At 61.7% G+C, this 25,565-nt stretch carries 20 protein-coding genes; 13 read left to right on the top strand and 7 right to left on the bottom strand.

The features are described from left to right. Position 1: 1 nt before the first annotated feature. The 9 genes from murD (at position 2) to lpxC (ending at position 10,492) form a co-directional block, all read left to right on the top strand. Complete coding sequence (murD, locus tag C9422_RS15035; RefSeq protein WP_104449359.1) at positions 2–1,348, top strand: UDP-N-acetylmuramoyl-L-alanine--D-glutamate ligase; 1,347 nt, start codon at positions 2–4, stop codon at positions 1,346–1,348. Then, positions 1,345–2,562 (top strand): putative lipid II flippase FtsW, encoded by a 1,218-nt coding sequence (gene ftsW, locus C9422_RS15030; RefSeq protein WP_007972603.1) that lies wholly within the window; start codon positions 1,345–1,347, stop codon positions 2,560–2,562. Before murD ends, ftsW begins: the two co-directional genes overlap by 4 nt. After that, a complete protein-coding gene (gene murG, locus C9422_RS15025) occupies positions 2,552–3,622 on the top strand; it encodes an undecaprenyldiphospho-muramoylpentapeptide beta-N-acetylglucosaminyltransferase (RefSeq protein WP_116581184.1) in 1,071 nt (356 codons plus the stop codon). Before ftsW ends, murG begins: the two co-directional genes overlap by 11 nt. Further along, positions 3,615–5,075 (top strand): UDP-N-acetylmuramate--L-alanine ligase, encoded by a 1,461-nt coding sequence (gene murC / locus C9422_RS15020; protein ID WP_057713364.1) that lies wholly within the window; start codon positions 3,615–3,617, stop codon positions 5,073–5,075. Before murG ends, murC begins: the two co-directional genes overlap by 8 nt. After that, positions 5,072–6,055 carry a D-alanine--D-alanine ligase gene (locus C9422_RS15015; protein ID WP_116581183.1) on the top strand — a complete coding sequence of 328 codons (984 nt, stop codon included), beginning with the start codon at positions 5,072–5,074 and terminating at the stop codon, positions 6,053–6,055. Before murC ends, C9422_RS15015 begins: the two co-directional genes overlap by 4 nt. Before the next feature lie 4 nt (positions 6,056–6,059). Beyond that, a complete protein-coding gene (locus C9422_RS15010; protein ID WP_104449356.1) occupies positions 6,060–6,926 on the top strand; it encodes a cell division protein FtsQ/DivIB in 867 nt (288 codons plus the stop codon). Between the two features lie 15 nt (positions 6,927–6,941). Then, the gene (ftsA, locus tag C9422_RS15005) at positions 6,942–8,201 is read left to right on the top strand and encodes a cell division protein FtsA (RefSeq protein ID WP_007972611.1); all 1,260 of its coding nucleotides are present in this window, start codon (positions 6,942–6,944) and stop codon (positions 8,199–8,201) included. Positions 8,202–8,274: 73 nt separating this feature from the next. Next, positions 8,275–9,468 (top strand): cell division protein FtsZ, encoded by a 1,194-nt coding sequence (gene ftsZ, locus C9422_RS15000; protein WP_007972612.1) that lies wholly within the window; start codon positions 8,275–8,277, stop codon positions 9,466–9,468. Between the two features lie 112 nt (positions 9,469–9,580). Beyond that, positions 9,581–10,492, top strand: a complete 912-nt coding sequence (gene lpxC, locus C9422_RS14995) for a UDP-3-O-acyl-N-acetylglucosamine deacetylase (RefSeq protein WP_007939852.1) — start codon at positions 9,581–9,583, stop codon at positions 10,490–10,492. Between the two features lie 173 nt (positions 10,493–10,665). On the opposite strand, the gene C9422_RS14990 is transcribed toward lpxC, so the two are convergent. From C9422_RS14990 to C9422_RS14960, 7 genes are all read right to left on the bottom strand, one after another. Then, positions 10,666–12,168, bottom strand: coding sequence for a sensor domain-containing diguanylate cyclase (locus C9422_RS14990; RefSeq protein WP_116581182.1), 1,503 nt, complete (start codon positions 12,166–12,168; stop codon positions 10,666–10,668). A gap of 247 nt (positions 12,169–12,415) precedes the next feature. Beyond that, positions 12,416–12,640 (bottom strand): hypothetical protein, encoded by a 225-nt coding sequence (locus C9422_RS14985; protein ID WP_116581245.1) that lies wholly within the window; start codon positions 12,638–12,640, stop codon positions 12,416–12,418. 189 nt (positions 12,641–12,829) lie between these two features. Beyond that, complete coding sequence (locus C9422_RS14980; RefSeq protein ID WP_116581181.1) at positions 12,830–14,194, bottom strand: heavy metal sensor histidine kinase; 1,365 nt, start codon at positions 14,192–14,194, stop codon at positions 12,830–12,832. Then, complete coding sequence (locus tag C9422_RS14975) at positions 14,184–14,861, bottom strand: heavy metal response regulator transcription factor (RefSeq protein WP_116581180.1); 678 nt, start codon at positions 14,859–14,861, stop codon at positions 14,184–14,186. Before C9422_RS14975 ends, C9422_RS14980 begins: the two co-directional genes overlap by 11 nt. Before the next feature lie 9 nt (positions 14,862–14,870). Continuing rightward, positions 14,871–17,972 carry a multidrug efflux RND transporter permease subunit gene (locus tag C9422_RS14970; protein ID WP_116581179.1) on the bottom strand — a complete coding sequence of 1,034 codons (3,102 nt, stop codon included), beginning with the start codon at positions 17,970–17,972 and terminating at the stop codon, positions 14,871–14,873. Next, positions 17,969–19,129: an efflux RND transporter periplasmic adaptor subunit gene (locus C9422_RS14965; RefSeq protein WP_116581178.1), complete on the bottom strand. Its 1,161-nt coding sequence runs from the start codon at positions 19,127–19,129 to the stop codon at positions 17,969–17,971. Before C9422_RS14965 ends, C9422_RS14970 begins: the two co-directional genes overlap by 4 nt. Positions 19,130–19,401: 272 nt before the next feature. Continuing rightward, positions 19,402–20,370 carry a LysR family transcriptional regulator gene (locus tag C9422_RS14960; protein WP_102698513.1) on the bottom strand — a complete coding sequence of 323 codons (969 nt, stop codon included), beginning with the start codon at positions 20,368–20,370 and terminating at the stop codon, positions 19,402–19,404. Between the two features lie 281 nt (positions 20,371–20,651). On the opposite strand from C9422_RS14960, the gene C9422_RS14955 reads away from it, so the two are divergent. The 4 genes from C9422_RS14955 to C9422_RS14940 all read left to right on the top strand — a co-directional run bounded on the left by C9422_RS14955 (position 20,652) and on the right by C9422_RS14940 (position 25,560). Further along, complete coding sequence (locus tag C9422_RS14955; protein ID WP_116581177.1) at positions 20,652–22,151, top strand: efflux transporter outer membrane subunit; 1,500 nt, start codon at positions 20,652–20,654, stop codon at positions 22,149–22,151. Positions 22,152–22,289: 138 nt separating this feature from the next. Further along, entirely contained in the window at positions 22,290–24,482 is a 2,193-nt protein-coding gene (locus C9422_RS14950) for an FUSC family protein (RefSeq protein ID WP_116581176.1), read from the top strand. Continuing rightward, positions 24,472–24,672: a DUF1656 domain-containing protein gene (locus C9422_RS14945; RefSeq protein WP_116581175.1), complete on the top strand. Its 201-nt coding sequence runs from the start codon at positions 24,472–24,474 to the stop codon at positions 24,670–24,672. Before C9422_RS14950 ends, C9422_RS14945 begins: the two co-directional genes overlap by 11 nt. 24 nt (positions 24,673–24,696) lie before the next feature. After that, a complete protein-coding gene (locus C9422_RS14940; RefSeq protein ID WP_007972629.1) occupies positions 24,697–25,560 on the top strand; it encodes an HlyD family secretion protein in 864 nt (287 codons plus the stop codon). Positions 25,561–25,565 lie beyond the last annotated feature (5 nt).

Raw genomic sequence — 25,565 nt, 5'->3', positions numbered from 1 at the left:
CGTGTCTCTGATCGCTTCTGACCACTTCCGCATCGTTGTCGGCCTCGGCAAGAGCGGCATGTCCCTGGTTCGCTTCCTGGCGAACCGGGGCGTGGCGTTTGCCGTGGCCGATACGCGGGAAAACCCACCGGAACTGGCCACGCTCAAGCGTGACTATCCGCACGTGGAAGTGCGTTGTGGCGAGCTGGACGTCGAATTCCTGTGCCGCGCCGACGAGCTCTACGTGAGCCCCGGCCTGGCGCTGGCGACCCCGGCCCTGCAGGCCGCCGCCGCACGTGGCGTGAAATTGTCCGGTGACATCGAGCTGTTCGCGCGTAACGCGAAGGCGCCGATCGTGGCCATCAGCGGTTCCAACGCGAAAAGCACCGTCACCACCCTGGTCGGCGAAATGGCGGCGGCGGCGGGCAAGCGTGTGGCCGTCGGCGGCAACCTCGGTACACCGGCGCTGGACCTGCTGCGCGACGACGTCGAGCTGTACGTGATGGAATTGTCGAGTTTCCAGCTGGAAACCACCGATCAACTCAACGCCGAAGTGGCGACCGTGCTCAACGTCAGCGAAGACCACATGGACCGTTACAGCGGTCTGCCGGCCTATCACCTGGCCAAGCACCGGATCTTCCGTGGTGCCCGGCAGTTCGTGGTCAATCGCCAGGATGCCCTGAGCCGTCCGTTGATCGGCGAGGGCCAGCCGTGCTGGACCTTCGGCCTGAGCAAACCGGATTTCAAAGCCTTCGGCATCCGTGAAGAAGACGGCGAGAAATACCTGGCCTTCGAATTCCAGAACCTGATGCCGGTGCGCGAATTGAAGATTCGTGGTGCCCACAACCAGTCCAACGCCCTGGCGGCCCTGGCCCTGGGCCATGCGGTCGGCTTGCCGTTCGATGCGATGTTGTCGAGCTTGCGCACCTTCGCCGGTCTCGAGCATCGCTGCCAATGGGTCCGCGACCTCGACGGCGTGGGCTACTACAACGATTCCAAGGCCACCAACGTCGGTGCTGCACTGGCGGCCATCGAAGGCCTGGGCGCGGACATCGACGGCAAGGTCGTGCTGATCGCCGGCGGTGACGGCAAGGGTGCCGAGTTCAAGGACCTGCGCGATCCGGTGGCGGCCAACTGCCGCGCCGTGGTGCTGATGGGCCGAGACTCCGACAAGATCGGCGAGGCCATTGGCGACGCCGTTCCGCTGATCCGCGTCGCTTCCCTGGTCGAAGCCGTCGAGCAATGTCGCGCCGCCGCCCAGCCGGGCGACGTGGTGCTGCTGTCGCCAGCCTGCGCCAGCTTCGACATGTTCAAGAACTACGAAGACCGTGGTCACCAGTTCGTCCAAGCCGTGGAGGATCTGGCATGAGCCTCAAAGGCATCATCAAGCCGTATCCATCGCCGCTCATCACCGGCCGCGGTATCGACCTCGACTTCCCGATGCTCGCCGGTTGCCTGACGCTGCTCGGCCTGGGACTGATCATGATTGCCTCGGCATCGACCGAAGTGGCGGCCGTGCAGTCGGGCAGCGCGCTGTATTACATGATCCGCCACCTTATTTATGTGGTGCTGGGCCTGGGTGCCTGCATCGTTACCATGATGATCCCGATTGCTACTTGGCAACGCCTCGGCTGGCTGATGCTGCTGGGGGCGTTCGGCTTGCTGGTGATGGTGATCATTCCAGGGATCGGCCGTGAGGTTAACGGCTCGATGCGCTGGATCGGCTTCAGTTTCTTCAACGTCCAGCCTTCCGAGATCGCCAAGGTGTTCGTGGTGATCTACCTCGCCGGTTACCTAGTGCGCCGCCAGAAAGAAGTGCGCGAAAGCTGGATGGGCTTCTTCAAGCCGTTCATCGTACTGCTGCCGATGGCGGGCCTGCTGCTGATGGAGCCGGACTTCGGTGCCACCGTCGTGATGATGGGCGCTGCGGCGGCGATGTTGTTCCTTGGCGGCGTGGGGCTGTTCCGTTTTTCCCTGATGGTGGTGCTGGCCGTCGGCGCGGTGGTGCTGTTGATTCAAATGCAGCCCTATCGAATGGCGCGTCTGACCAACTTCGCCGATCCGTGGGCCGACCAGTTCGGTGCCGGTTATCAGTTGTCCCAGGCATTGATCGCTTTCGGTCGCGGCGAATGGCTGGGCGTTGGCCTGGGCAACAGCGTGCAGAAACAGTTCTACCTGCCGGAAGCCCACACTGACTTCGTGTTCTCGGTCCTGGCCGAAGAGCTGGGCGCAGTGGGCTCGTTGTGCACCGTGGCACTGTTCGTCTTCGTGTGTATTCGCGGTATGTACATCGGATTGTGGGCCGAGAAGGCCAAGCAGTTCTTCGCCGCCTATGTTGCCTACGGTCTGTCGTTCCTGTGGATCGGCCAGTTCCTGATCAACATCGGTGTGAACGTCGGCCTGTTGCCGACCAAGGGCCTGACCCTGCCATTCCTCAGTTACGGCGGCAGTTCGTTGGTGATCTGCTGCGCCTGTCTCGGCTTGTTGCTGCGCATCGAGTGGGAGAGTCGTACCCACCTGGGCAGCGAGGAGATGGAGTTCCATGAGAGCGACTTCGCCGAGGAGCCGCACCATGGGCGCTAACGTGATGATCATGGCCGGCGGCACCGGTGGCCACGTGTTCCCGGCGCTGGCCTGTGCCCGCGAATTCCAGGCGCGCGGCTATACCGTGCACTGGCTTGGCACCCCGCGTGGCATCGAGAACGATCTGGTGCCGGCCGCCGGTATCGAGCTGCACCGGATCAACGCCAGCGGTCTGCGGGGCAAGGGCAAGCTGTCGCTGCTCAAGGCACCGTTCATGTTGTTCAAGTCGGTCTGGCAGGCACGGGCGATCATTCGCCGTCTGCAACCGGTCTGCGTCGTGGGCTTTGGTGGCTTTGTGACCGGCCCTGGTGGTGTCGCAGCCAAACTGGCCGGCGTGCCGGTGATCGTTCATGAACAGAACGCCGTGGCCGGTACCGCCAATCGGTTGCTGGTGCCGTTGGCCGCCCGAGTCTGTGAAGCGTTCCCCGACACCTTTACCCTGTCGAACAGCCGCCGGACCACCGGTAACCCGGTGCGCACCGAGCTGTTCCTCGAGACATCGCGACCTGCCCTGGCCGGTCGCAAGGCGCGTTTGCTGATCCTGGGCGGAAGCCTGGGCGCAGAACCGTTGAACAAGTTGCTGCCTGAAGCCCTGTCGCAAGTCGCTGCCGATTTGCGCCCGGAAGTGTTCCATCAGGCCGGCAAAAACCACGATGAAGTGACTGCAGAGCGCTATCGCGCGGCTGGCGTCGAGGCGCAGGTGCAGCCCTTCATCAAAGACATGGCCCAAGCCTACAGCTGGGCCGACCTGGTGGTCTGTCGCGCAGGCGCGCTGACCATCAGTGAACTGGCCGCCGCCGGTCTGCCCTCGATGCTGGTGCCTTTGCCCCACGCCATCGACGATCACCAGACCCGCAACGCCGAATATTTGGCCCGTGAAGGCGCAGCCTTCCTGATGCCACAAAGAACGACTGGCGCAGCGGATCTTGCCGCACGCCTGACAGAGGTCCTGATGCAACCACAACGACTCAACGAAATGGCTACCGCGGCACGCCGCCTCGCCAAACCCGATGCCACCCGTAACGTCGTCGATAGCTGCCTGGAGGTGGCCCATGGTTGAGAGTCAGAAAGCCATGCCACAACCGGAAATGCGCCGCATCCGTCGCATCCACTTCGTCGGTATCGGCGGTGTGGGCATGTGCGGGATCGCCGAAGTGTTGCTGAACCTGGGATATGCCGTATCCGGTTCAGACCTGAAGGCTTCGCCGGTCACCGAACGCCTGGAGTCCTTCGGCGCGCAGATCTTCATCGGCCACCGTGCCGAGAACGCCGCTGCCGCCGACGTGCTGGTGGTGTCGAGTGCCGTGAACACCTCCAACCCGGAAGTCGCGACCGCACTGGAACGCCGAATTCCGGTGGTGCCGCGTGCCGAGATGCTGGCCGAGCTGATGCGTTATCGCCACGGTATCGCCGTTGCCGGTACCCACGGCAAAACCACCACCACCAGCCTGATCGCCTCGGTGTTCGCCGCCGGTGGCCTGGACCCGACGTTCGTCATCGGTGGCCGCCTGAATGCTGCGGGCACCAATGCCCAGCTTGGCACCAGCCGCTACCTGATCGCCGAGGCCGACGAAAGCGACGCCAGCTTCCTGCACTTGCAGCCGCTGGTGGCCGTGGTCACCAACATCGACGCCGATCACATGGCGACCTACGACGGTGACTTCAACAAGCTGAAGAAAACCTTCGTCGAGTTCCTGCACAACCTGCCGTTCTACGGTCTGGCAGTGGTGTGCCTGGACGATCCAGTGGTGCGTGAAATCCTCCCGCAGGTCAAGCGTCCGACCGTGACCTACGGCTTCGGCGAAGACTGCGACGTGCGCGCCATCAATGTGCGCCAGCAGGGCATGCAGACTTTCTTCACCGTGCTGCGCCCTGACCGCGAGCCGCTGGATGTGTCGGTAAACATGCCGGGCAACCACAACGTATTGAACTCGCTGGCAACCATCTGCATCGCTACCGACGAAGGCGTCAGCGATGAAGCCATCGTCCAGGGCCTGTCCGGCTTCCAGGGTGTCGGCCGACGCTTCCAGGTCTACGGCGAACTGCCGGTGGACGGCGGCAACGTGATGCTGGTCGATGACTACGGTCACCATCCGACCGAAGTCGCGGCCGTGATCAAGGCCGTACGCGGTGGCTGGCCGGAGCGCCGCCTGGTGATGGTCTACCAGCCGCACCGTTACAGCCGCACCCGTGACCTGTACGACGATTTCGTCAATGTGCTGGCCGACGCCAACGTACTGCTGCTGATGGAAGTCTATCCGGCCGGCGAAGAGCCGATTCCGGGAGCCGACAGCCGCAAACTGTGCAACAGCATCCGTCAGCGTGGCCAGCTCGACCCGATCTACATCGAGCGTGGTGTCGACCTCGCGCCAGTGGTCAAGCCGCTGCTGCGTGCCGGCGACATCCTGCTGTGCCAGGGCGCCGGTGATATTGGCGGTCTTGCACCGAAACTGTTGAAAAGCGAGTTGTTCGCCGGTGCCGTTGCCGCACCGGAGAAGGGGAAGTTGAAATGACTGCTGCCTACGCCAACCTGGTCTCCACGATCGCACCGAAAGACTTCGGCCGCGTCGCCGTGCTGTTCGGCGGCAAGAGTGCCGAACGCGAGGTGTCCCTGAAGTCGGGCAATGCGGTTCTCGACGCGCTGCTAAGCGCCGGTGTCGACGCGTTCGGCCTCGACGTGGGCGATGACCTGCTGCAGCGTCTGCAGAGCGAAAAGATCGACCGTGCCTTCATCATCCTCCACGGTCGTGGCGGTGAAGACGGCAGCATGCAGGGCTTGCTCGAATGCCTGGGCATTCCGTACACCGGCAGCGGCATCCTGGCGTCGGCCCTGGCCATGGACAAACTGCGCACCAAGCAGGTCTGGCACAGCCTGGGCATTCCGACGCCACGTCACGCAGTCCTTTGCAGCGAGGCCGATTGTATTTCGGCAGCGACGGAACTGGGCTTCCCTTTGATCGTCAAACCGGCCCATGAAGGTTCAAGTATCGGTATGGCCAAAGTGAGTTCCGCGTCCGAATTGATCGACGCATGGAAAGCGGCCAGTACCTACGATTCGCAAGTGTTGGTCGAGCAATGGATTCACGGTCCGGAGTTCACCATCGCCACCCTGCGTGACCAGGTGTTGCCTCCGATTGCCCTGGGCACGACGCACAGCTTCTACGACTACGACGCCAAGTACATCGCCAACGATACCCAGTACCGCATTCCGTGCGGTCTGGACCGCGTGAAGGAACAGGAACTCATGGACCTCACGGCGAAAGCCTGTGAAGCGCTGGGTATCGCCGGTTGGGGCAGGGCAGACGTGATGCAGGACGCCGAAGGGCAGTTCTGGTTCCTGGAAGTCAACACCGCACCGGGCATGACCGATCACAGCCTGGTGCCGATGGCGGCCCGTGCCGCCGGTCTGGATTTCCAGCAACTGGTCCTGGCCATTCTGGCCGAGAGCGTTGCCGGCAATGCTGCCGGTCACCAAGAGTCGACGAGAGGTTAAGGCCATGCAAGGCGCTCAGCTCAGACATCAGCCTCCCGCACCCGGCCGCAAGCCGGTGCCACGGGGTGCCAGCCGAATGGTGGCCAAAGAGCCGATGTCCGCGCGCCTGCCGAAAGCCAACTTCGGTTTTCTCAAAGCGTTGTTCTGGCCGGTGCTGCTGGTGGCCTTGGGGTTCGGTACTTACGAAGGCGCGACACGCTTGTTGCCGTATGCCGACCGGCCGATCACCAAGATCAACGTGCAGGGCGACCTGAGTTACATCAGCCAGCAAGCGGTGCAGCAGCGGATCGCCCCGTACGTGGCGTCGAGCTTCTTCACCATCGACCTGGAGAGCATGCGCACCGAGCTTGAAACGATGCCATGGATTGCCCATGCCGAAGTGCGTCGGGTGTGGCCGGATCAAGTGGTGATCCGCCTGGAAGAACAACTGCCGGTGGCCCGTTGGGGCGACGAGTCGCTGTTGAACAACCAGGGCCAGGCCTTCACCCCGCGCGAGCTGGCGAACTACGAACACTTGCCTCAACTGTTCGGCCCACAGCGGGCCCAGCAGCAGGTGATGCAGCAGTACCAGGTGTTGAGTCAGATGCTCCGGCCTCTGGGCTTCTCGATTGCGCGCCTGGAGTTGCGTGAACGCGGCAGCTGGTTCCTGACCACCGGACCCGGCAGTGCCGGCCCGGGGATCGAACTGCTGCTCGGACGCGGCAACCTGGTGGAAAAGATGCGCCGCTTCATCGCCATCTATGACAAGACGCTCAAAGAACAGATTACGAACATTGCGCGCATCGATCTGCGCTACGCCAACGGCCTCGCTGTTGGCTGGCGGGAACCTGTAGCGCCCACGGCAGCCCAACCCGCTGTCGCGAAGAATTAAGAAGAGGCAGGACCCATGGCAAACGTGCAAAGCGGCAAAATGATCGTCGGTCTCGATATCGGCACCTCCAAGGTGGTGGCGCTGGTAGGCGAGGTCGCGGACGACGGCACGCTGGAAATCGTCGGGATCGGTACCCATCCGTCCCGTGGCCTGAAAAAAGGCGTGGTGGTGAATATCGAATCCACCGTGCAATCGATCCAGCGCGCCATCGAAGAAGCGCAGCTGATGGCCGGTTGCCGCATTCACTCGGCATTCGTCGGCGTGGCCGGCAATCACATCCGCAGCCTGAACTCCCACGGCATCGTGGCGATTCGTGATCGCGAAGTCAGCTCGGCCGACCTCGAGCGCGTGCTTGACGCTGCCCAGGCCGTGGCGATCCCGGCTGACCAGCGTGTGCTGCACACCTTGCCGCAAGACTACGTGATCGATAACCAGGAAGGCGTCCGCGAGCCGCTGGGCATGTCCGGCGTGCGTCTGGAAGCCAAGGTCCACGTGGTCACCTGCGCCGTCAATGCCGCACAGAACATTGAAAAATGCGTGCGTCGCTGCGGCCTGGAAATCGACGACATCATTCTCGAGCAACTGGCTTCCGCGTATTCGGTACTGACCGATGACGAGAAAGAGCTGGGCGTGTGCCTGGTGGACATCGGTGGCGGTACCACCGACATCGCGATCTTCACCGAAGGTGCGATCCGTCACACCGCGGTCATCCCGATTGCCGGCGACCAGGTGACCAACGACATCGCCATGGCGTTGCGCACTCCGACCCAGTACGCCGAAGAAATCAAGATTCGCTACGCCTGCGCCCTGGCCAAGCTGGCCGGTGCCGGTGAAACCATCAAGGTGCCAAGCGTTGGCGACCGTCCGCCACGCGAACTGTCCCGCCAGGCCCTGGCCGAAGTGGTTGAGCCGCGCTACGACGAACTGTTCACGCTGATCCAGGCCGAACTGCGCCGCAGCGGCTACGAAGACCTGATCCCGGCCGGCATCGTGCTGACCGGCGGTACCGCGAAGATGGAAGGTGCCACTGAACTGGCCGAGGAGATCTTCCACATGCCGGTGCGCCTGGGCGTGCCGCATGGCGTGAAAGGTCTGGATGACGTGGTCCGCAATCCGATCTATTCCACCGGCGTCGGCCTGTTGATGTACGGCCTGCAGAAGCAGTCCGATGGCATCTCGTTCTCGGGCATCGGCAGCCGCGACAGCTACAGCAACGAAGAGCCACAGGCTCCGCTGCTGGACCGCCTGAAGAAGTGGGTCCAGGGCAATTTCTGAAGATTTACCGCAACACCGTTACACCGAAGCACGCAGTAGGCGAAAAAACTAGAGAATGTAAAGGAGAGGGAAAATGTTCGAACTCGTAGACAACATCCCCGCAAGCCCGGTAATCAAAGTTATCGGTGTCGGCGGTGGCGGCGGCAACGCTGTCAACCACATGGTCAAGAGCAACATCGAAGGCGTCGAGTTCATCTGCGCCAACACCGATGCTCAAGCGCTGAAAAACATCGGCGCGCGTACCATCCTGCAACTGGGCACCGGTGTGACCAAGGGCCTGGGCGCTGGCGCCAACCCTGAAGTCGGCCGTCAAGCCGCTCTGGAAGACCGTGAGCGCATTGCCGAAGTCCTGCAGGGCACCAACATGGTGTTCATCACCACTGGCATGGGCGGCGGTACCGGTACCGGTGCTGCGCCGATCATCGCCGAAGTGGCCAAGGAAATGGGCATCCTCACCGTTGCGGTGGTGACCCGTCCGTTCCCGTTCGAAGGCCGCAAGCGTATGCAGATCGCCGACGAAGGCATCCGCATGCTCTCCGAAAGCGTCGACTCGTTGATCACCATTCCCAACGAGAAGCTGCTGACCATCCTCGGTAAAGACGCCAGCCTGCTGTCGGCTTTCGCCAAGGCTGACGATGTATTGGCCGGTGCCGTTCGCGGTATCTCCGACATCATCAAGCGTCCGGGCATGATCAACGTCGACTTCGCCGACGTGCGTACCGTGATGAGCGAAATGGGCATGGCGATGATGGGCACTGGCTGCGCCAGCGGTCCGAACCGTGCACGCGAGGCCACCGAAGCGGCCATTCGCAACCCGCTGCTGGAAGACGTGAACCTGCAAGGCGCTCGCGGAATCCTGGTAAACATCACCGCCGGTCCGGATCTGTCCCTCGGCGAATACTCCGACGTGGGTAGCATCATCGAGGCGTTTGCTTCCGAGCACGCGATGGTCAAGGTCGGTACCGTTATCGATCCGGACATGCGCGACGAGCTGCACGTGACTGTCGTTGCAACCGGCCTGGGCGCTAAAATCGAGAAGCCTGTGAAGGTCATCGACAATACCGTTCACACTTCGATGGCTGCACAGCCACAACAACAGGCCCCTGTTCGTCAGGAAGCTCCAGCGGTGAACTACCGTGACCTGGACCGTCCGACCGTCATGCGCAACCAGGCCCAGGCCGGTGCTGCGACTGCTGCGAAGATGAATCCGCAAGATGACCTGGACTACCTGGACATCCCGGCTTTCCTGCGTCGTCAGGCCGATTGATGAAATGTATCAGGGCTATGAAGGTGATTGGTGTTCAGCAAAGGCGTGGTCTGCTATCATCGCCAGCCTTTGTTGATACCAGTTCGCAATTTGCGCTGAAGCGGCCCATGCCATGATTAAACAACGCACCCTGAAGAATATTATCCGTGCCACAGGTGTCGGCCTGCACTCCGGGGAGAAGGTCTATCTGACCCTCAAGCCAGCGCCTGTCGACACCGGCATTGTGTTTTGTCGCGCCGACCTCGATCCCGTGGTGCAGATTCCTGCCCGCGCGGAAAACGTCGGTGAAACCACTATGTCGACCACGCTCGTTAACGGTGACGTCAAAGTGGACACGGTAGAGCACTTGCTCTCGGCCATGGCAGGCCTGGGCATCGATAACGCCTACGTCGAGCTCTCCGCGTCCGAAGTCCCGATCATGGATGGTAGCGCCGGACCTTTCGTATTCCTGATTCAATCGGCTGGCCTGGAAGAACAGGACGCCGCCAAGAAGTTCATCCGCATCCTGCGTGAAGTGACAGTGGAAGATGGCGACAAGCGCGCTACTTTCGTCCCTTTCGAAGGGTTCAAAGTGAGCTTCGAGATCGATTTCGATCACCCGGTTTTCCGTGACCGCACCCAAAGTGCAAGCGTGGATTTTTCCAGCACTTCGTTCGTAAAAGAAGTCAGCCGCGCCCGTACCTTTGGTTTCATGAGTGACATCGAGTACCTGCGCAAGCACAACCTCGCACTCGGCGGCAGTGTTGAAAACGCTATTGTGGTCGACGCCGATGGCGTACTGAACGAAGACGGTCTTCGTTATGAAGACGAATTCGTGAAGCACAAGATCCTCGATGCAATTGGTGACCTCTACCTGCTGGGCAATAGCCTGATTGGTGAGTTCAAGGGCTTCAAGTCCGGCCACGCACTGAACAACCAGCTGCTGCGCAAGTTGATTGAGCAGACAGATGCCTGGGAAGTCGTGACGTTCGAAGACGCCAGCACTGCACCGATCTCTTACATGCGCCCGGTTGCGGCCGTGTAAGCAAAAAACCTCTCTAGTTTTTTAAAGGCTACCTTCGGGTGGCCTTTTTTTATGTCCGAAGTTTGTAGTGCCTGGGCTGGCCTCATCGCGAGCAAGCTCGCTCCCACAGTTGATTGCATTCCCCTGTGGGAGCGAGCTTGCTCGCGATGGCGTCCTCCCATCCAATGAAAATCCTATTCGGCACAAACCACCCGGTTACGCCCCCTCTCCTTGGCCTGATACAGCGCCTTGTCCGCACTGAACAGCAACTGTTCCAGGGTGATTTCGCTGGCCGCCGTCCAGGTGGCAATACCGATGCTCACGCTCATCGGTTGCTCACCGGCATCGACCAGTGGCAGTTTTTGCACAGCCTCACGAATATGTTCGGCAATCTGCCGTGCACCGTCACTGCCTGTTTCGGCCAGGATCACCGAAAACTCTTCGCCCCCGTAGCGCGCCACCAGGTCTGTGGGGCGGTGGACATTGGCATTGATGACCTCGGCCAATGCCCGTAACGCTTCGTCGCCGGCCTGATGCCCGTGCCGGTCATTGAAGGCCTTGAAGTGATCGGCATCGATCATCAGCAACGACAACGGCTTGCCACTGCGCTGCGCGCGAAACCATTCATGGCGCAGGGTCTGATCAAGGGAGCGGCGGTTGGCCACGCCGGTCAAGGCATCGGTGGCTGCCAGTTGCGACAATTCCTGCTCGGCACTCTGGCGCAGGCGCAACTCGCGGCAGAGCAGCCAGGTCAACCACAGCAAACCGATGCACAAAACCCCGGTAGCACCGCTGATCACATAGGCCGTACGGTTCCAGGTGGCGAACACCTCATCCACAGAAAGCGCCACGATGACAGTCAGCGGCAGGTTGCCGACCCGGGTAAAGGTGTACAAGCGCCGTTGATGGTCGACGCTCGACACGCTTTCGAAGGTGCCATTGCGCTCCTGCAGCATGCGTACGACGTTGGGGCGGCTGGAGAAGCTTTTGCCGATGGAGTTCGGTTCCCGGTACGGCTTCTGCGCCAGGAGGATCCCGTCATTGTCGATGATGCCCAAGGTGCTGCCGGTGCCGATGTCGAGGCTGTTGAACAACTGGTCGAAGTAGCTCATGCGCATCGAGGCGACCGCGACCCCCAGAAACTCACCCGTGGGCGAGGAAATGCGCCGGCTGAAACTGATGCGCCATTGGTCGCTGTCATCGCAGTCGCAGCGCGGCTTGAACGGTCGGCTGATAAACATGCCGGTGTCACGATTGAAGACATGGGCCAGGAAATAATCGCGGTCAGCGAAGTTACCCGGTTTCGGTTCGATCAACGATGAGTCGGCGAGCACGTCGCCGTGCTTGTCCAGCAGCAGGATGTCGCCCTTGTAGCGCGCGGTGGTGGAGCGGTCGAACAGCGCCAGATGACGAATCTGCGGCGAAACCTGTTTCAGGTCGTCCCGTTGGGCGGCGGCGATCAGGCCCTGCAAGGTCAGATCATAGAGCTCGACCGTACGCAGGACATCGGCATCGATCAGTTGCGCAATGGTGGTCGCGCTGCGTGTGGCGGTCTGCTGGGCGTTGGCGTGTTCGCGGATCAGCAGAAAAGTGACGATGCACAGGATCGAGATGACCGTCAGGGTGCTGCCAAAGATCACCATGATCTCGGGTCGCCCGGACGGGCCTTGAAAATGTGGGGTTCGGCTTGCGGTCATAGGGCTGACGTCTGCTAAAGGGACGCTGTAAGCGTAGTTGCATTAGCGTCGCAGCCGGGGGAATCGTGCTTGTTGCTCTAACGATTGATCAATGATGTGGGCGTCAGCGTTTGTCGTTGCGAAAATCGCAATGAAAGTTGACTCGCCGCGATAAAAAAAGCCGCTGAAAGCAGCGGCTTTGCAGACAACTTTTCAAAGGGAAGAGCCGATGAAAAGTGTCGTGGGAAGCAGGAGTAAGCGGTGCAGATCAGCTGTCCTTCTCGACCTGTGGCAGGGCCTGTGTGGTCGAGGCTTGCGGGGCTTGGGTGTCTTGCGCAGCCTTGGCCGTCATCTCGATCTGATGCTCTTGGAACGCTGCAGCGCGTGCGGCGTTATGTGCGACGAAAGTCTGCGATTCTTCCGCCATCGCTAATGGCGACAGGAACAAAGAGGACAAAACGAAAGCGCTGGCAATACCCATACTGTTGGACATCTTTAAAACCTTCTTGCTTGGCAAGTGCTGTTTGGTGCGGGCAAAGATAAGGATCTTGGGCGAGGGGAAAAAGAGCGGATTCATGAAAGGACTGTTACAGCAAGAGCAAAGATCCCAGCCTGCGGCAGCTCCTACAGGGGGAATGCATTCCAATGTAGGAGCTGCCGCAGGCTGCGATCTTTTTGTTCTTCAGACAGGAAGGTGTATGCCAAAGGTATTCATCCCGTGGTCACTGCGCACGAACACATCGCCGCCATGCATCAACGCAATCGCCTTGACGATGGCCAGCCCAAGGCCATGGTTGTGGCCGCTGTTGCTGCGCGAGGCATCTACCCGGTAGAAACGCTCGAACAGTCGTGGCAGGTGTTCACGGGCAATCGGTGAGCCGGGGTTGGCGACGCCGATGCTGACCTGATGTTCTGCGACCTCAATGTGCACTTCAATCACCTGACCGGGCGCAGTGTGCTGCACCGCGTTGTTCAGCAGATTGATCAACGCCCGGCGCAGATGGGCGATCTCGATGCTCACCTGCGCGTCACCACTGACCTCTACCTGGACCTGGGCGTCCTCGAGAATGAAGTCCAGGTATTCCAGGGTCGTGGCCACCTCATCGGCCAGCGACGTGGACGTCAGTCTGGTTGCCTTGCTGCCCTGATCGGCACTGGCCAGGAACAGCATGTCGTTGATGATCGAACGTAGCCGCTCAAGCTCTTCGAGATTCGATTGCAGCACTTCGAAGTAATGCTCGGCGGAGCGTCCGCGGGTCAAGGCGACCTGGGTCTGGCCGATCAGGTTGGTCAGTGGCGAGCGCAGTTCATGGGCGACGTCGGCATTGAACGATTCAAGCCGTGAGTAAGCCTGCTCGACCCGTTCCAGAGTCGAGTTGAACGAGCTGACGAACTGATCGAGTTCCGGCGGCAACGGTGACAATCGCAAGCGCCCCGAGCGCAACGGCGGGGCCAGCCGCTGGGCTTCCTGGGACAGTTTGATCAGCGGCTTGAGGCCGATCCGCGCCACCCAGTAACCCAGTGCCGAGGCCAGCAGCACGCCGACAATCGCCAGGCTGATCAGCGCAATCAACAGTTGATGCTGGGTCTGGAAAAACGTCTCGGTGTCGATGGCGATCATGAAGCGCAGCGGTGGGCGCTGGTCCTTGGCCGGGAATTCGCTGAGCAGCACTTTCAGTGGATAGGGGTGATCCGGCAGATGCATGTCGCGCATGCCCAGTGGCCCTTGGGCAAAGGTGCGGATCTGCGGGGTCAGGTTACCGTATTCGTAATGGGGATCGCCGCTGATGATCCAGAAGCTGATGCGCTTGTCTTCTTCGCTCAGCAGGTTGAGCTTGTTGTTGATCTTCACCCAATGCTCAGGCGTGCCGTAACGGCCGACCGTGGATTCGAGCACGCTGTAGCGCGCGTCCAGCTCGGCTTCGGGCAACAGGCCCAGGCCTTTGTCGACCTGCTGGTACAACGCCCAGCCGATCAACAGGAACACCAGCAGCGCCACCAGCGTGAACATCCCGCTCAGGCGCAAGGCGATGCTGTTACTGGACACCGCGGCTCTCCAGCACATAACCCATGCCGCGAATGGTGTGCAGCAGTTTCTCTTCGAACGGGCCGTCGAGCTTGGCCCGCAGGCGTTTGATCGCGACTTCGACGACGTTGGCGTCGCTGTCGAAATTGATGTCCCAGACCATCTCGGCAATGGCGGTTTTCGAGAGGATTTCACCCTGGCGCCGGGCCAATACGCTGAGCAGCGCGAACTCCTTGGCGGTCAGGTCCAGCCGTGTGCCGGCGCGGGTCGCCTTGCGGCTGATCAAATCTATCCACAGGTCGGCAATGCTCACTTGCACCGGTTCGTGACCGCCGCTGCGTCGGGTCAGCGCTTGCAGGCGCGCCACCAGCTCAAGGAAGGAAAAGGGTTTACCCAGGTAATCATCGGCGCCGTCGCGCAGGCCCCTGATGCGATCTTCCACACGCTCGCGGGCGGTGAGCATGATCACCGGGGTCTGCTTGCGTGCACGCAACGCGCGCAACACGCCAAAGCCATCGAGGCCCGGCAACATCACGTCGAGGACGATCACCGCGTAGTCGCTCTCCAGCGCCAGATGCAGGCCTTCGACCCCATCCCGTGCCAGGTCCACGGTGTAACCCTGTTCCGTCAGGCCGCGGTGCAGATAGTCCGCGGTTTTTTCTTCGTCTTCGATAATCAGGACGCGCATGACCCCGCCTCAGTCTATGGTCGCCAGCGCCGGTACTGGCGAAGGTTTGGGTCTATGAAATAACCGCTCCAGCCACAAGTATATGACCGGCGTGGTGAACAGCGTCAGCGCCTGGCTCACCAGCAAGCCGCCGACTACCGCGATCCCCAGGGGTTGGCGCAGCTCGGCGCCGGTGCCATAGCCGAGCATCAGCGGCAGGGCGCCGAGCAGGGCGGCGAGGGTGGTCATGATGATCGGCCGGAACCGCGTGATGCAGGCCTTGAAGATCGCTTCCTCAGGCGACAGTCCGCCATTGCGCTGCGCTTCGAGGGCGAAGTCGATCATCAGGATGCCGTTTTTCTTGACGATACCGATCAGCAGCACCAGGCCGATCAAGGCCATGATCGAAAAGTCCTGACCGCAGATCCACAGCATGATCACTGCGCCGAGGCCCGCCGAAGGCAAGGTCGAAATGATCGTCAGCGGGTGCACGAAGCTCTCGTAGAGCACGCCGAGAATGATGTACACCGCTACCAGCGCCGCCAGGATCAGCCACGGCTGGCTGGCCAGCGAACTCTGGAACGCCTGGGCCGCGCCCTGGAAATTACCGCTGATGGCGGTTGGCATGCCGATGTCGGCCTTGGCCTGGTCGAGCATGATCACCGCATCGCCCAACGCTACGCCGGGCGCCAGGTTGAACGACAGGTTGGCGGCCGGGAACATGCCGTCATGGGCGATGGACAGTGGGCCGATGGTGGGCGCATCGAACCTGGCCAGGGCCGACAGCGGTACCATTTCCCCGCTCAGGGGCGAGCGCAGGTAGAAATAGTTGAGGCTTTCGGCCTTGCCGCGTTGCTGGGTGTCCAGCTCCAGGATCACGTTGTACTGGTTGACCTGGGTCTGGAATTCATTGATCTGGCGCTGGCCGAAGGCATCGTACAGGGCTTCGTCGACGTCGCTGGCGGTCAGGCCGAAACGCGCCGCGGCGCTGCGATCGATACTGATGTGGGTGATGCTGCCGCCCAGTTGCAAATCGTTGGAAATATCGCGGAAGGCCGGGTTGGCGCGCAGTTTTTCCGTCAGGCGCTGGGTCCAGGTGCTCAGGGTCGGACCATCGTTGCTCTTGAGCACATATTGATACTGGGCACGGCTCGGGCCGGAACTGAGGTTGATGTCCTGGCCGGCGCGCAGGTAGAGGACGATGCCCGGCACTTTCATCAGTTGCGGACGAATCCGGTCAATGAACTGACTGGCCGAAACATCGCGGTCGCTGCGTTTTTTCAGGGTGATCCAGAACCGGCCGTTGGCGATGGTCTGGTTGCTGCCGGAGACACCGACCGAGTGCGAGAACGTTTCCACGGCAGGGTCGGCGGCGACGATTTCCGCCATGGCGAGGTGTTTTTTCACCATGTCGCCGTAGGAAATGTCAGCAGCGGCTTCGGTGGTGCCGAGGACGAAGCCGGTGTCCTGGATCGGGAAGAAGCCTTTAGGAATGAAGATGTAACCGGCGACGGCCAGACCCAGCGACAAAGCGAACACGCCGATCATCGTTTTCTGATGGGCGAGGGCGCGGCGCAGGCCTTTTTCGTACCAGGCCAACAGACGCTCACCAAAGCCCGGCTTGTCGTGGGCATGATGCACCGGCGCGCGCATGAACAGCGCGGCCAGGGTTGGCGCCAGGGTCAGCGACACCACCACCGAAATCAAGATGGTCGAGGTGGCGGTCAGGGCGAACTCCTTGAACAGTCGCCCGACCACGCCCCCCATGAACAGCAACGGAATGAACGCTGCCACCAGCGAAAAGCTGATCGAGACCACGGTGAAACCAATCTCGCCCGCGCCCTTGATCGCCGCTTCGCGCATGCTGTCGCCGGCCTCCAGGTGCCGGTGAATGTTTTCCACCACCACGATCGCATCGTCGACCACAAAGCCCACGGCCACCACGATCGCCACCAGCGTCAGGTTATTCAGGCTGAAGCCCATGACGTACATCAGCGCAAAACTGGCGACCAGCGAAACCCCCAGCACCGCCGACACGATCAGGGTCGCCGACAACTGGCGCAGGAACAGGGCCATCACTGCCACCACCAGCATGATCGCGATCAGCAGGGTGATTTCCACTTCATGCAGGGACGCGCGAATGGTCTGGGTCCGGTCGATCAGCACCTTGACCTGCACCGAGGCCGGGAGCATCGCTTCCAGCGCCGGCAAGGCGGCCTGGATGCGGTCCACGGTTTCGACGATGTTGGCCCCCGGTTGGCGGAAGATCACCAGGTTCACCCCCGGTTGCGAGCCCGCCCAGGCCTGGACGTAGGCATCTTCCGAACCGTTGACGACTTTGGCGACATCGCGCAGATGAACCGGCGCGCCGTCCTTGTAGGAAACAATCAGCTGGCTGTAGTCCTCCGGGTGAAACAACTGGTCGTTGGTGGACAGGGTCGAGATGTTCGACTCCCCGTACAGCGCACCCTTGGCCAGGTTGAGGCTGGTCTGCTGGATCGCCAGGCGGATGTCGGCGAGGGTCAGGCCGATGGCGGCGAGTTTGTCTGCCGAAACCTGGACGCGGATCGCCGGACGCTGCTGACCGGTGATGGCGACCTGGCCTACACCGTCGACCTGACTCAGCTGACGGGACAACAGGGTTTCCGTCAGGTCGCTGAGCTCCGGACCGGGCATTAGCGAGGAGTTGACGCTGAGGATCAGTACCGGGCTGTCGGCCGGGTTGACCTTGCGCCAGGTCGGCAGGTTCGGCATGTCCTTGGGCAGCTTGCCCGCGGCCGTATTGATCGCCGCCTGCACTTCCTGGGCGGCGGTGTCGATGCTCTTGTCGAGGGTGAATTGCAGGGTCAGGTTGGTCGAGCCCAGTGCACTGCTCGAGGTCATCTGGGTCACGCCGGGAATGGCACTGAATTGCACTTCAAGGGGCGTGGCCACCGAGGACGCCATGGTTTCCGGGCTGGCGCCGGGCAATTGCGCGGCCACCTGGATGGTCGGGAATTCTGCCTCCGGCAACGGCGCTACCGGCAGGCGCGGAAACGCGATGACGCCCAGCAGCACCAGGGCGAACGTCAGCAGGACCGTGGCCACCGGGTGGCCGATGCACCAGGCGGATACCGAACCGTGACCCTTCATTGTGCCGCCTCCGATTGCACCACTTGCGGCGGCTCGGTCATCACCTGCACCGTCGACCCCGGTTTGAGCCGCGACTGACCATCGCTGACCAGTACATCCCCCGGTTTCACACCCTTGATGATGTCCTGGCCGCTGCCTTGATAGACCATTTGCACCTGCACGGCTTCGACCTTGTCGCCATTGACCCGGTACACGAAGTGTTGGTCGAGGCCGCGTTGTACGACCGTCGGCGGCACCACTAGCGCATCTTTATCCAGGGCTGTCTGAATCTTTACCGTCACCAGCAGACCCGGCCACAGCTTCTGCCCCGGATTGTCGAACTCGGCCTTGGCGCGGATGGTGCCAGTGTTGGCATTGATCTGGTTGTCGATCAGGGTCAGGTGACCTTCGCCGAGCAGGTTGCCGGTTTCGCCGTCGGTGTCAGCTCCGATGTAGGCCTTGACCCGGGCGTGCTGTGGGTCGTTGATCAGGCCCTGCAAGGTCGGCAGCATTTGCTGCGGCAGTGAGAACTCCACGGCGATCGGGTCGATCTGGGTCACGGTGAACAGGCCTTGGGTGTCGGTCATGCGCAGGAAGTTGCCTTCATCCACGGTGCGAATGCCGACGCGACCGGTCACTGGGGAGCGAATCTGTGTGTAGGAAAGTTGTACCTGAGCTGCGTCGATTGATGCCTGATTGCCTTGGGCAGTGGCTTTGAGTTGGTTCACCAGCGCCTGTTGCTGGTCGTAGGTCTGCTTGGAAACGCCATCGTCAACGCTCAGCAGTTTGTAGCGTTTAAGGTTGACCAGTGCCACTTGCAGCTGCGCCTGGCTTTCGCCCAGCTGTGCCCGGGCCTGGTCGAGGTTGGCGCGGATCGAGCGGTCGTCGATGGTGGCCAGCAGGTCGTCTTTTTTCACCAGTTGGCCTTCCTTGACCATGATTTTGGTGAGGATGCCGTCGATTTGCGGGCGGACCACGACGCTGTGCAGGGACAGCACCGAACCGATGCCGCTGACGTAGCGTGGCACGTCTTTTTCGGCGACGGCGACCACGCGCACCGGGATGGCGGTGGGGGTGGCGAGTTTGGTCTTGACCGGTTGGGTGGCGTACCACAGGCCCAGCGCTGCCAGGACGATCAGAAGGGCGACGAGCAGGGCGGGTTTTTTCTGGGTTCGCATGCGAGTGGGGCGCCGGGGCTGGTTTTTTGGTCGAAGGGTAGTTTCCTTTATAAACCTGTTTGGCGGTCAGGAGGGTGACGGCTAACTGACGGCGCTGTCAGTTTGGCTTGGTCTTGGTGGCCTCTGGGCCGATCTGGCTTTGGGGTGAAACAGGTGTAAACCTAAACGCACTCCCTCTGTAGGAGCTGCCGCAGGCTGCGATCTTTTGATCTAGAAAAGTCAAAGTCAAAAGATCGCAGCCTGCGGCAGCTCCTACAGGGTAGGGATTTGGCTTAATTCGCCAGCCGAACTCCGCCCAGACTCCCGCTCAATTCATAAGCCGCCAGTTCCGCTTGATGCGCTGCCAGCAACTCCGGCAACGATCCGCGCAAATACTCGACCCAGGTCTTGATCTTCGCATCCAGGTACTGGCGCGAAGGGTAGATCGCATACAGGTTCAGCTCCTGCGAGCGGTATTTGGGCATCACCCGCACCAGCGTGCCGTTGCGCAGGCCTTCAATGGCGGCGTACAGCGGCAGGACGCCAACGCCCATGCCGCTGATGATCGCGGATTTCATCGCGTCGGCGGAGTTCACCAGAAACGGCGAGCTGTTGATGGTGACCATTTCCTGGCCGTCAGGACCGTCGAAGGCCCATTTTTCCAGCGGGATCACCGGGCTGACCAGGCGCAGGCAGGCGTGGTTGAGCAGGTCGCTGGGTTTCTGTGCGCAGCCGTTGGCTTTGACGTAGGCCGGCGAGGCGCAAACGATGCTGTAGGTGATGCCCAGGCGCTGGGAGACGAAACCCGAATCCGGCAGTTCGCGGGCGAGGACGATGGACACGTCGTAACCCTCGTCGAGCAGGTCCGGCACGCGGTTGGCCATGGTCAGGTCGAAGGTTACGTCCGGGTGGGTCTTGCGGTAGCGGGCAATGGCGTCGATCACGAAATGCTGGCCGATGCCGGTCATGGTGTGCACTTTCAGTTGCCCGGCCGGGCGTGCGTGGGCGTCGCTGGCCTCGGCTTCGGCTTCTTCGACGTAGGCCAGGATCTGTTCGCAGCGCAACAGGTAACGCTTGCCGGCTTCGGTCAGGGCGATGCGGCGGGTCGTTCGGTTGAGCAGGCGGGTTTGCAGGTGGGCTTCCAGGTTGGAGACCGCGCGCGAGACGTTGGCCGTGGTGGTGTCCAGTTGCACGGCGGCGGCGGTGAAGCTGCCGGCTTCGGCCACGTAACTGAAGGCGCGCATGTTTTGCAAAGTGTCCATGGGGTGCTCTCTCGTCGAATGACAAATTGTGACACGAAGTTTCTGTTTATTTACAGGCGACTAAAGATCGACTTACGGATTATCTCGTTAACGGTAACAAAGATTCACAAGAAACCCAGCTTATCGCCATTCAGGCCGCCCCATAGAATTGCGCCCACCTCTGTAGGAGCTGCCGAAGGCTGCGATCTTTTGATGTTTGTTTTTAAGAGCAAGATCAAAAGATCGCAGCCTTCGGCAGCTCCTACGCACAGAACATCTCTCCATCTCAGGAAATCGCAGCAGTGCCGCGTCGCATCAGCAGAGCGCTTAAGCCGCTCAGTGTTTTGGCTTTAACCCTGGCAATCAGCGGCTGCATCGGAACCGGAGGTATTGCCCCGCAGGGCAAGGCGCTGGAGGCCAATTCATTGGCCACCGACGCAGCAATCCAGAGCGCCGCACAAGATGCGAATTGGCCCACCGCGCAATGGTGGCAAGCCTATGGCGACCCGCAACTGAACCGCTGGATCGACCTCGCCCTGCAAGGCAGCCCGAGCCTGGCGATGGCCGCCGCCCGGGTACGTCAGGCCAGGTCCATGGCTGGTGTGGCCGAAGCAGCCGAGTCGCTGCAGATCAATGGCGAGTCCACCCTCAAGCGCCACAACTGGCCTACCGACCAGTTCTATGGCCCCGGCGAGCTGGCCAACAGCACCACCTGGGACAACAACGCCGCGCTGGGTTTCAGTTATGCCCTCGACCTCTGGGGCCGTGAAAGCAATGCCACCGAGCGCGCCGTGGACATGGCGCACATGACCGTCGCCGAAGCGCGACAGGCCGAGCTCGAGTTGCAGGACAACATCGTACGCGTCTACATCGAACTCTCGCTGCATTACGCGCAACGGGACATCGTTGATGCGACCTTGAGGCAGCAACAGCAGATCCTTGAGCTGGCGCAGAAGCGTTTGAAGGGCGGCATCGGCACCCATTTCGAAGTCAGCCAGGCCGAGACGCCGTTGCCGGAAACCCATCGCCAGCTCGATGCCCTCGACGAAGAAATCGCCTTGAGTCGCAACCAGCTCGCCGCCCTCGCCGGCAAGGGGCCGGGTGACGGCGCGCAGCTGCAGCGGCCAACGCTGTCGCTGGGGGCGCCACTGAAATTGCCGTCGTCGCTGCCGGCGCAATTGCTCGGCCAGCGCCCGGACGTGGTCGCCAGTCGCTGGCAAGTGGCAGCGCAGGCGCGGGGCATCGATGTCGCCCATGCCGGGTTTTATCCCAACGTCGACCTGGTCGGCAGCCTCGGCTATATGGCCACCGGCGGCGGGGCCCTGGAGTTCCTGACCGGCAAGAAGCTCAACTACAGCGTGGGTCCGGCGATTTCGTTGCCGATTTTCGATGGCGGGCGTTTGCGTGCCGAGTTGGGCGAAGCTTCGGCCGGGTATGACATGGCCGTGGCCAAGTACAACCAGACCCTGGTCAATGCCCTGAAGAACATCTCCGACCAGTTGATCCGCCGCGAGTCCATGGACAAGCAGCAGGCGTTCGCCGCCGAGTCGGTGGCCACCGCGCAGAAGACCTACGACATCGCGATGATCGCCTACCAGCGTGGCCTGACCGACTACCTCAACGTGCTCAACGCCCAGACTCTGCTGTTCAAGCAGCAGCAAGTGCAGCAGCAGGTCCAGGCGGCGCGATTGAGTGCCCATGCCGAATTGGTGACGGCGTTGGGCGGTGGTTTGGGTGCCGGCAACGACGTGCCGAACGCTGAACAGACCCAGGCGCCTAAAACCCCGAGCCTTTTGCGTTGAACACAAAACCTGTGGGAGCGAGCTTGCTCGCGATGAGGGCGTGTCAGTCAGCAATCATGTCGCCTGACACACCGCTATCGCGAGCAAGCTCGCTCCCACAGGTTCCGGTTTTCACTGGAATATATTGAGCAGGATTTCATGACTCCCTTGCCCGCACCCTTGCGCTGGCTGTACTCCCTTGAATGGCGCCGGGGTTTCTTCGACTGGGCACGCAGCGACGGCGTGACCTGGGTCTACATCTTCAAGGTGCTGTTCGCGGCATTCCTGACGCTTTGGCTGGCCATGCGCCTGGAACTGCCGCAACCGCGCACGGCGATGATCACCGTGTTCATCGTCATGCAGCCGCAGAGCGGTCAGGTGTTCGCCAAGAGTTTCTATCGGTTTCTCGGCACCCTCGCCGGGTCGGCGGTGATGGTCGCGCTGATCGCCCTGTTTGCGCAGAACACTGAGCTGTTCCTCGGTTCGCTGGCGATCTGGGTCGGTATCTGCACGGCCGGTGCCGCGCGCTGCCGCAACTTCCGCGCCTATGGATTTGTCCTCGCCGGGTACACCGCCGCGATGGTCGGCTTGCCCGCGCTGGCCCATCCGGATGGCGCGTTCATGGCGGCGGTCTGGCGAGTGCTGGAGATCTCGTTGGGCATTCTCTGTTCGACCCTGGTCAGTGCGGCGATCCTGCCGCAATCGGCCAGCGCGGCGATGCGCAATGCCTTGTACCAGCGCTTCGGCGTATTCGCCCTGTTCGTCACCGACGGCTTGCGCGGTCGCAGTCAGCGCGAGGCGTTCGAGGCTGGCAACGTGCGTTTCATCGCCGAAGCCGTGGGTCTGGAAGGCTTGCGTAGCGTCACTGTTTTCGAAGACCCGCACATGCGTCGACGCAATGGCCGGCTCAGTCGCCTGAACAGCGAATTCATGGGCATTACCACGCGCTTCAACGCCTTGCACCAGTTGCTCGAACGCCTGCGCAGCAGCGCGGCGGACCAGGTGGTGGAGGCGATCAAACCCGGCTTGCAGGACCTCGCCGAGCTGCTCGACGGATTCAGCGGTCGCGCCCTGACCAGCGCCGATGCAGCGCGCCTGGTCACGGTGCTGAGCGTCTACAAGGAAGGTTTACCGGCGCGGGTGCGCAGCTTGCGGGCGACGTTCCAGCAGAGCAATCCAAGCGATGCCGGGCAACTGGATTTCCACACCGCCTACGAACTGCTCTATCGCTTTGTCGACGACTTGCACAGTTATGCCCAGACCCACGCGTCACTGGCTGATCACAGTCACGAACGAGAGCGTTGGGACGAGCCGTTCACCCCGCAAACCAACTGGATGGCAGCGGCAGCATCGGGGATACGCGCGGCGTTCATTCTGGTGGTATTGGGCAGCTATTGGGTGGCAACCGCCTGGCCGAGCGGCGCGACCATGACCCTGATTGCCGCCGCGACCGTGGGCCTGTCCGCCGCTACCCCGAACCCCAAGCGCATGGCCTTTCAGATGGCGTGCGGGACATTGCTCGGGGCATTGATCGGCTTCGTCGAGATGTTTTTCATTTTCCCGTGGATCGATGGATTTCCGTTGCTGTGCGTGATGCTCGCGCCAGTGATCGTACTCGGCTCGTTCCTGACCTCGCGGCCGCAATTCGTCGGCGTCGGCCTGGGCTTGCTGATCTTCTTCAGCACCGGTTCAGTGCCGGACAACCTCACGGTCTACAACCCCTACACCTTCATCAACGACTACATCGCCATGGTGCTTGGCATGCTGGTGTGCGCAGCGGCCGGGGCGATCATTCTGCCGCCCAACAGCCGCTGGTTGTGGCGTCGCCTGGAGCAGGACCTGCGTGGTCAGGTGGTGTACGCCATCAGCGGCAAGCTCAAGGGCCTGGCGTCGAGTTTCGAAAGCCGCACCCGCGACCTGGTGCATCAGGCCTACGGCTTCGCAGCGGGCCAACCGCAGGTGCAGCGGGACTTGTTGCGCTGGATGTTCGTGGTGCTGGAAGTCGGCCACGCGATCATCGAGTTGCGCAAGGAGCAGGCGATTCTACCGGTGCATCCGGCCTATGCCGAATCCCAGCCGTGGCGCCAGGCGATCCGGGTGATGGGGCGTGCACTGGTGCGGCTGTTCTTGCAACCGAACAACAGCAACCTCGAACGCGCGCTGATCGCGGTCGATCACGCGATCAGCCGTGTGCAGTCAACCGACGAACCTTTCGCACCGCATTTCGATACCTCGGCGTTGCGCCGGGTGAAGAGCTACCTGCACTTCATCCGCACCTCGCTGCTCGATCCGCAATCACCGCTCGCGGCCTTCACAAGCAGCCAGCCAAAAGGACTAGAACATGCATCGTGAAATCGCTTTCCACGGCGTGTACATGCCGACCATGACCCTGATGTTTTTCATCGCGGCGGCCCTGGCCTGGGCGCTGGACCGGTTCCTGTCCGGGTTCGACCTGTACCGCTTCTTCTGGCACCCGGCGCTGCTGCGCCTGAGTCTGTTTACCTGTCTGTTCGGCGCCATGGCGCTGACTGTCTACCGTTGACTCTCTATTACTGAGAATGCCCCGATGAAAAAGTTTTTCAGCCTGCTCGCGACCCTGCTGGTGCTGGCCCTCGCGCTGTGGATCGGCCGCTCCCTGTGGGAGCACTACATGAACACGCCGTGGACCCGCGACGGCCGCGTGCGCGCCGATATCATCAACGTCGCCGCCGACGTCACCGGCGAAGTGGTGGACGTGCCGGTGCGCGACAACCAGCTGGTGAAAAAAGGCGATTTGCTGATGCAGATCGACCCCGAGCACTACCGCCTGGCGGTCAAGCAAGCGCAGAGTCTGGTGGCATCGCGCAAGGCGACCTGGGAGATGCGCAAGGTCAACGCCCATCGTCGCGCCGATATGGACAACCTGGTGATCTCCCGGGAAAACCGCGACGACGCCAGTAACCTCGCCGACTCGGCCCTGGCTGATTACCAGCAGGCCCAGGCGCAACTGGAAGCCGCCGAACTCAACCTCAAGCGCACCGAAGTGCGCGCCGCGGTAGACGGCTATGTGACCAACCTCAACGTGCATCGCGGCGACTACGCGCGCATTGGCGAGGCGAAAATGGCCGTGGTCGACATGAACTCGTTCTGGGTCTACGGCTTCTTCGAAGAAACCAAGCTGCCCCACGTACGCGTCGGTGATAAGGCCGACATGCAACTGATGAGCGGCGAAGTGCTCAAGGGCCACGTGGAAAGCATCTCGCGCGGCATCTACGACCGCGACAACCCGGAGAGCCGCGAACTGATCGCCGACGTCAACCCGACCTTCAACTGGGTACGCCTGGCGCAACGAGTACCGGTGCGCATTCACATTGATGAAGTGCCGGAGGGGGTGGTGTTGGCGGCGGGGATTACTTGTACGGTGGTGGTGAAGCAAGGCGAGGGTGCTTAAACCTT

It is taken from the genome of Pseudomonas sp. B1(2018), from assembly GCF_003097365.1.
Classification (GTDB): domain Bacteria; phylum Pseudomonadota; class Gammaproteobacteria; order Pseudomonadales; family Pseudomonadaceae; genus Aquipseudomonas; species Aquipseudomonas laurylsulfatiphila.
Note: the sequence above shows the minus strand (reverse complement) of the source record. Positions and strands in the feature narration are given on the sequence as shown.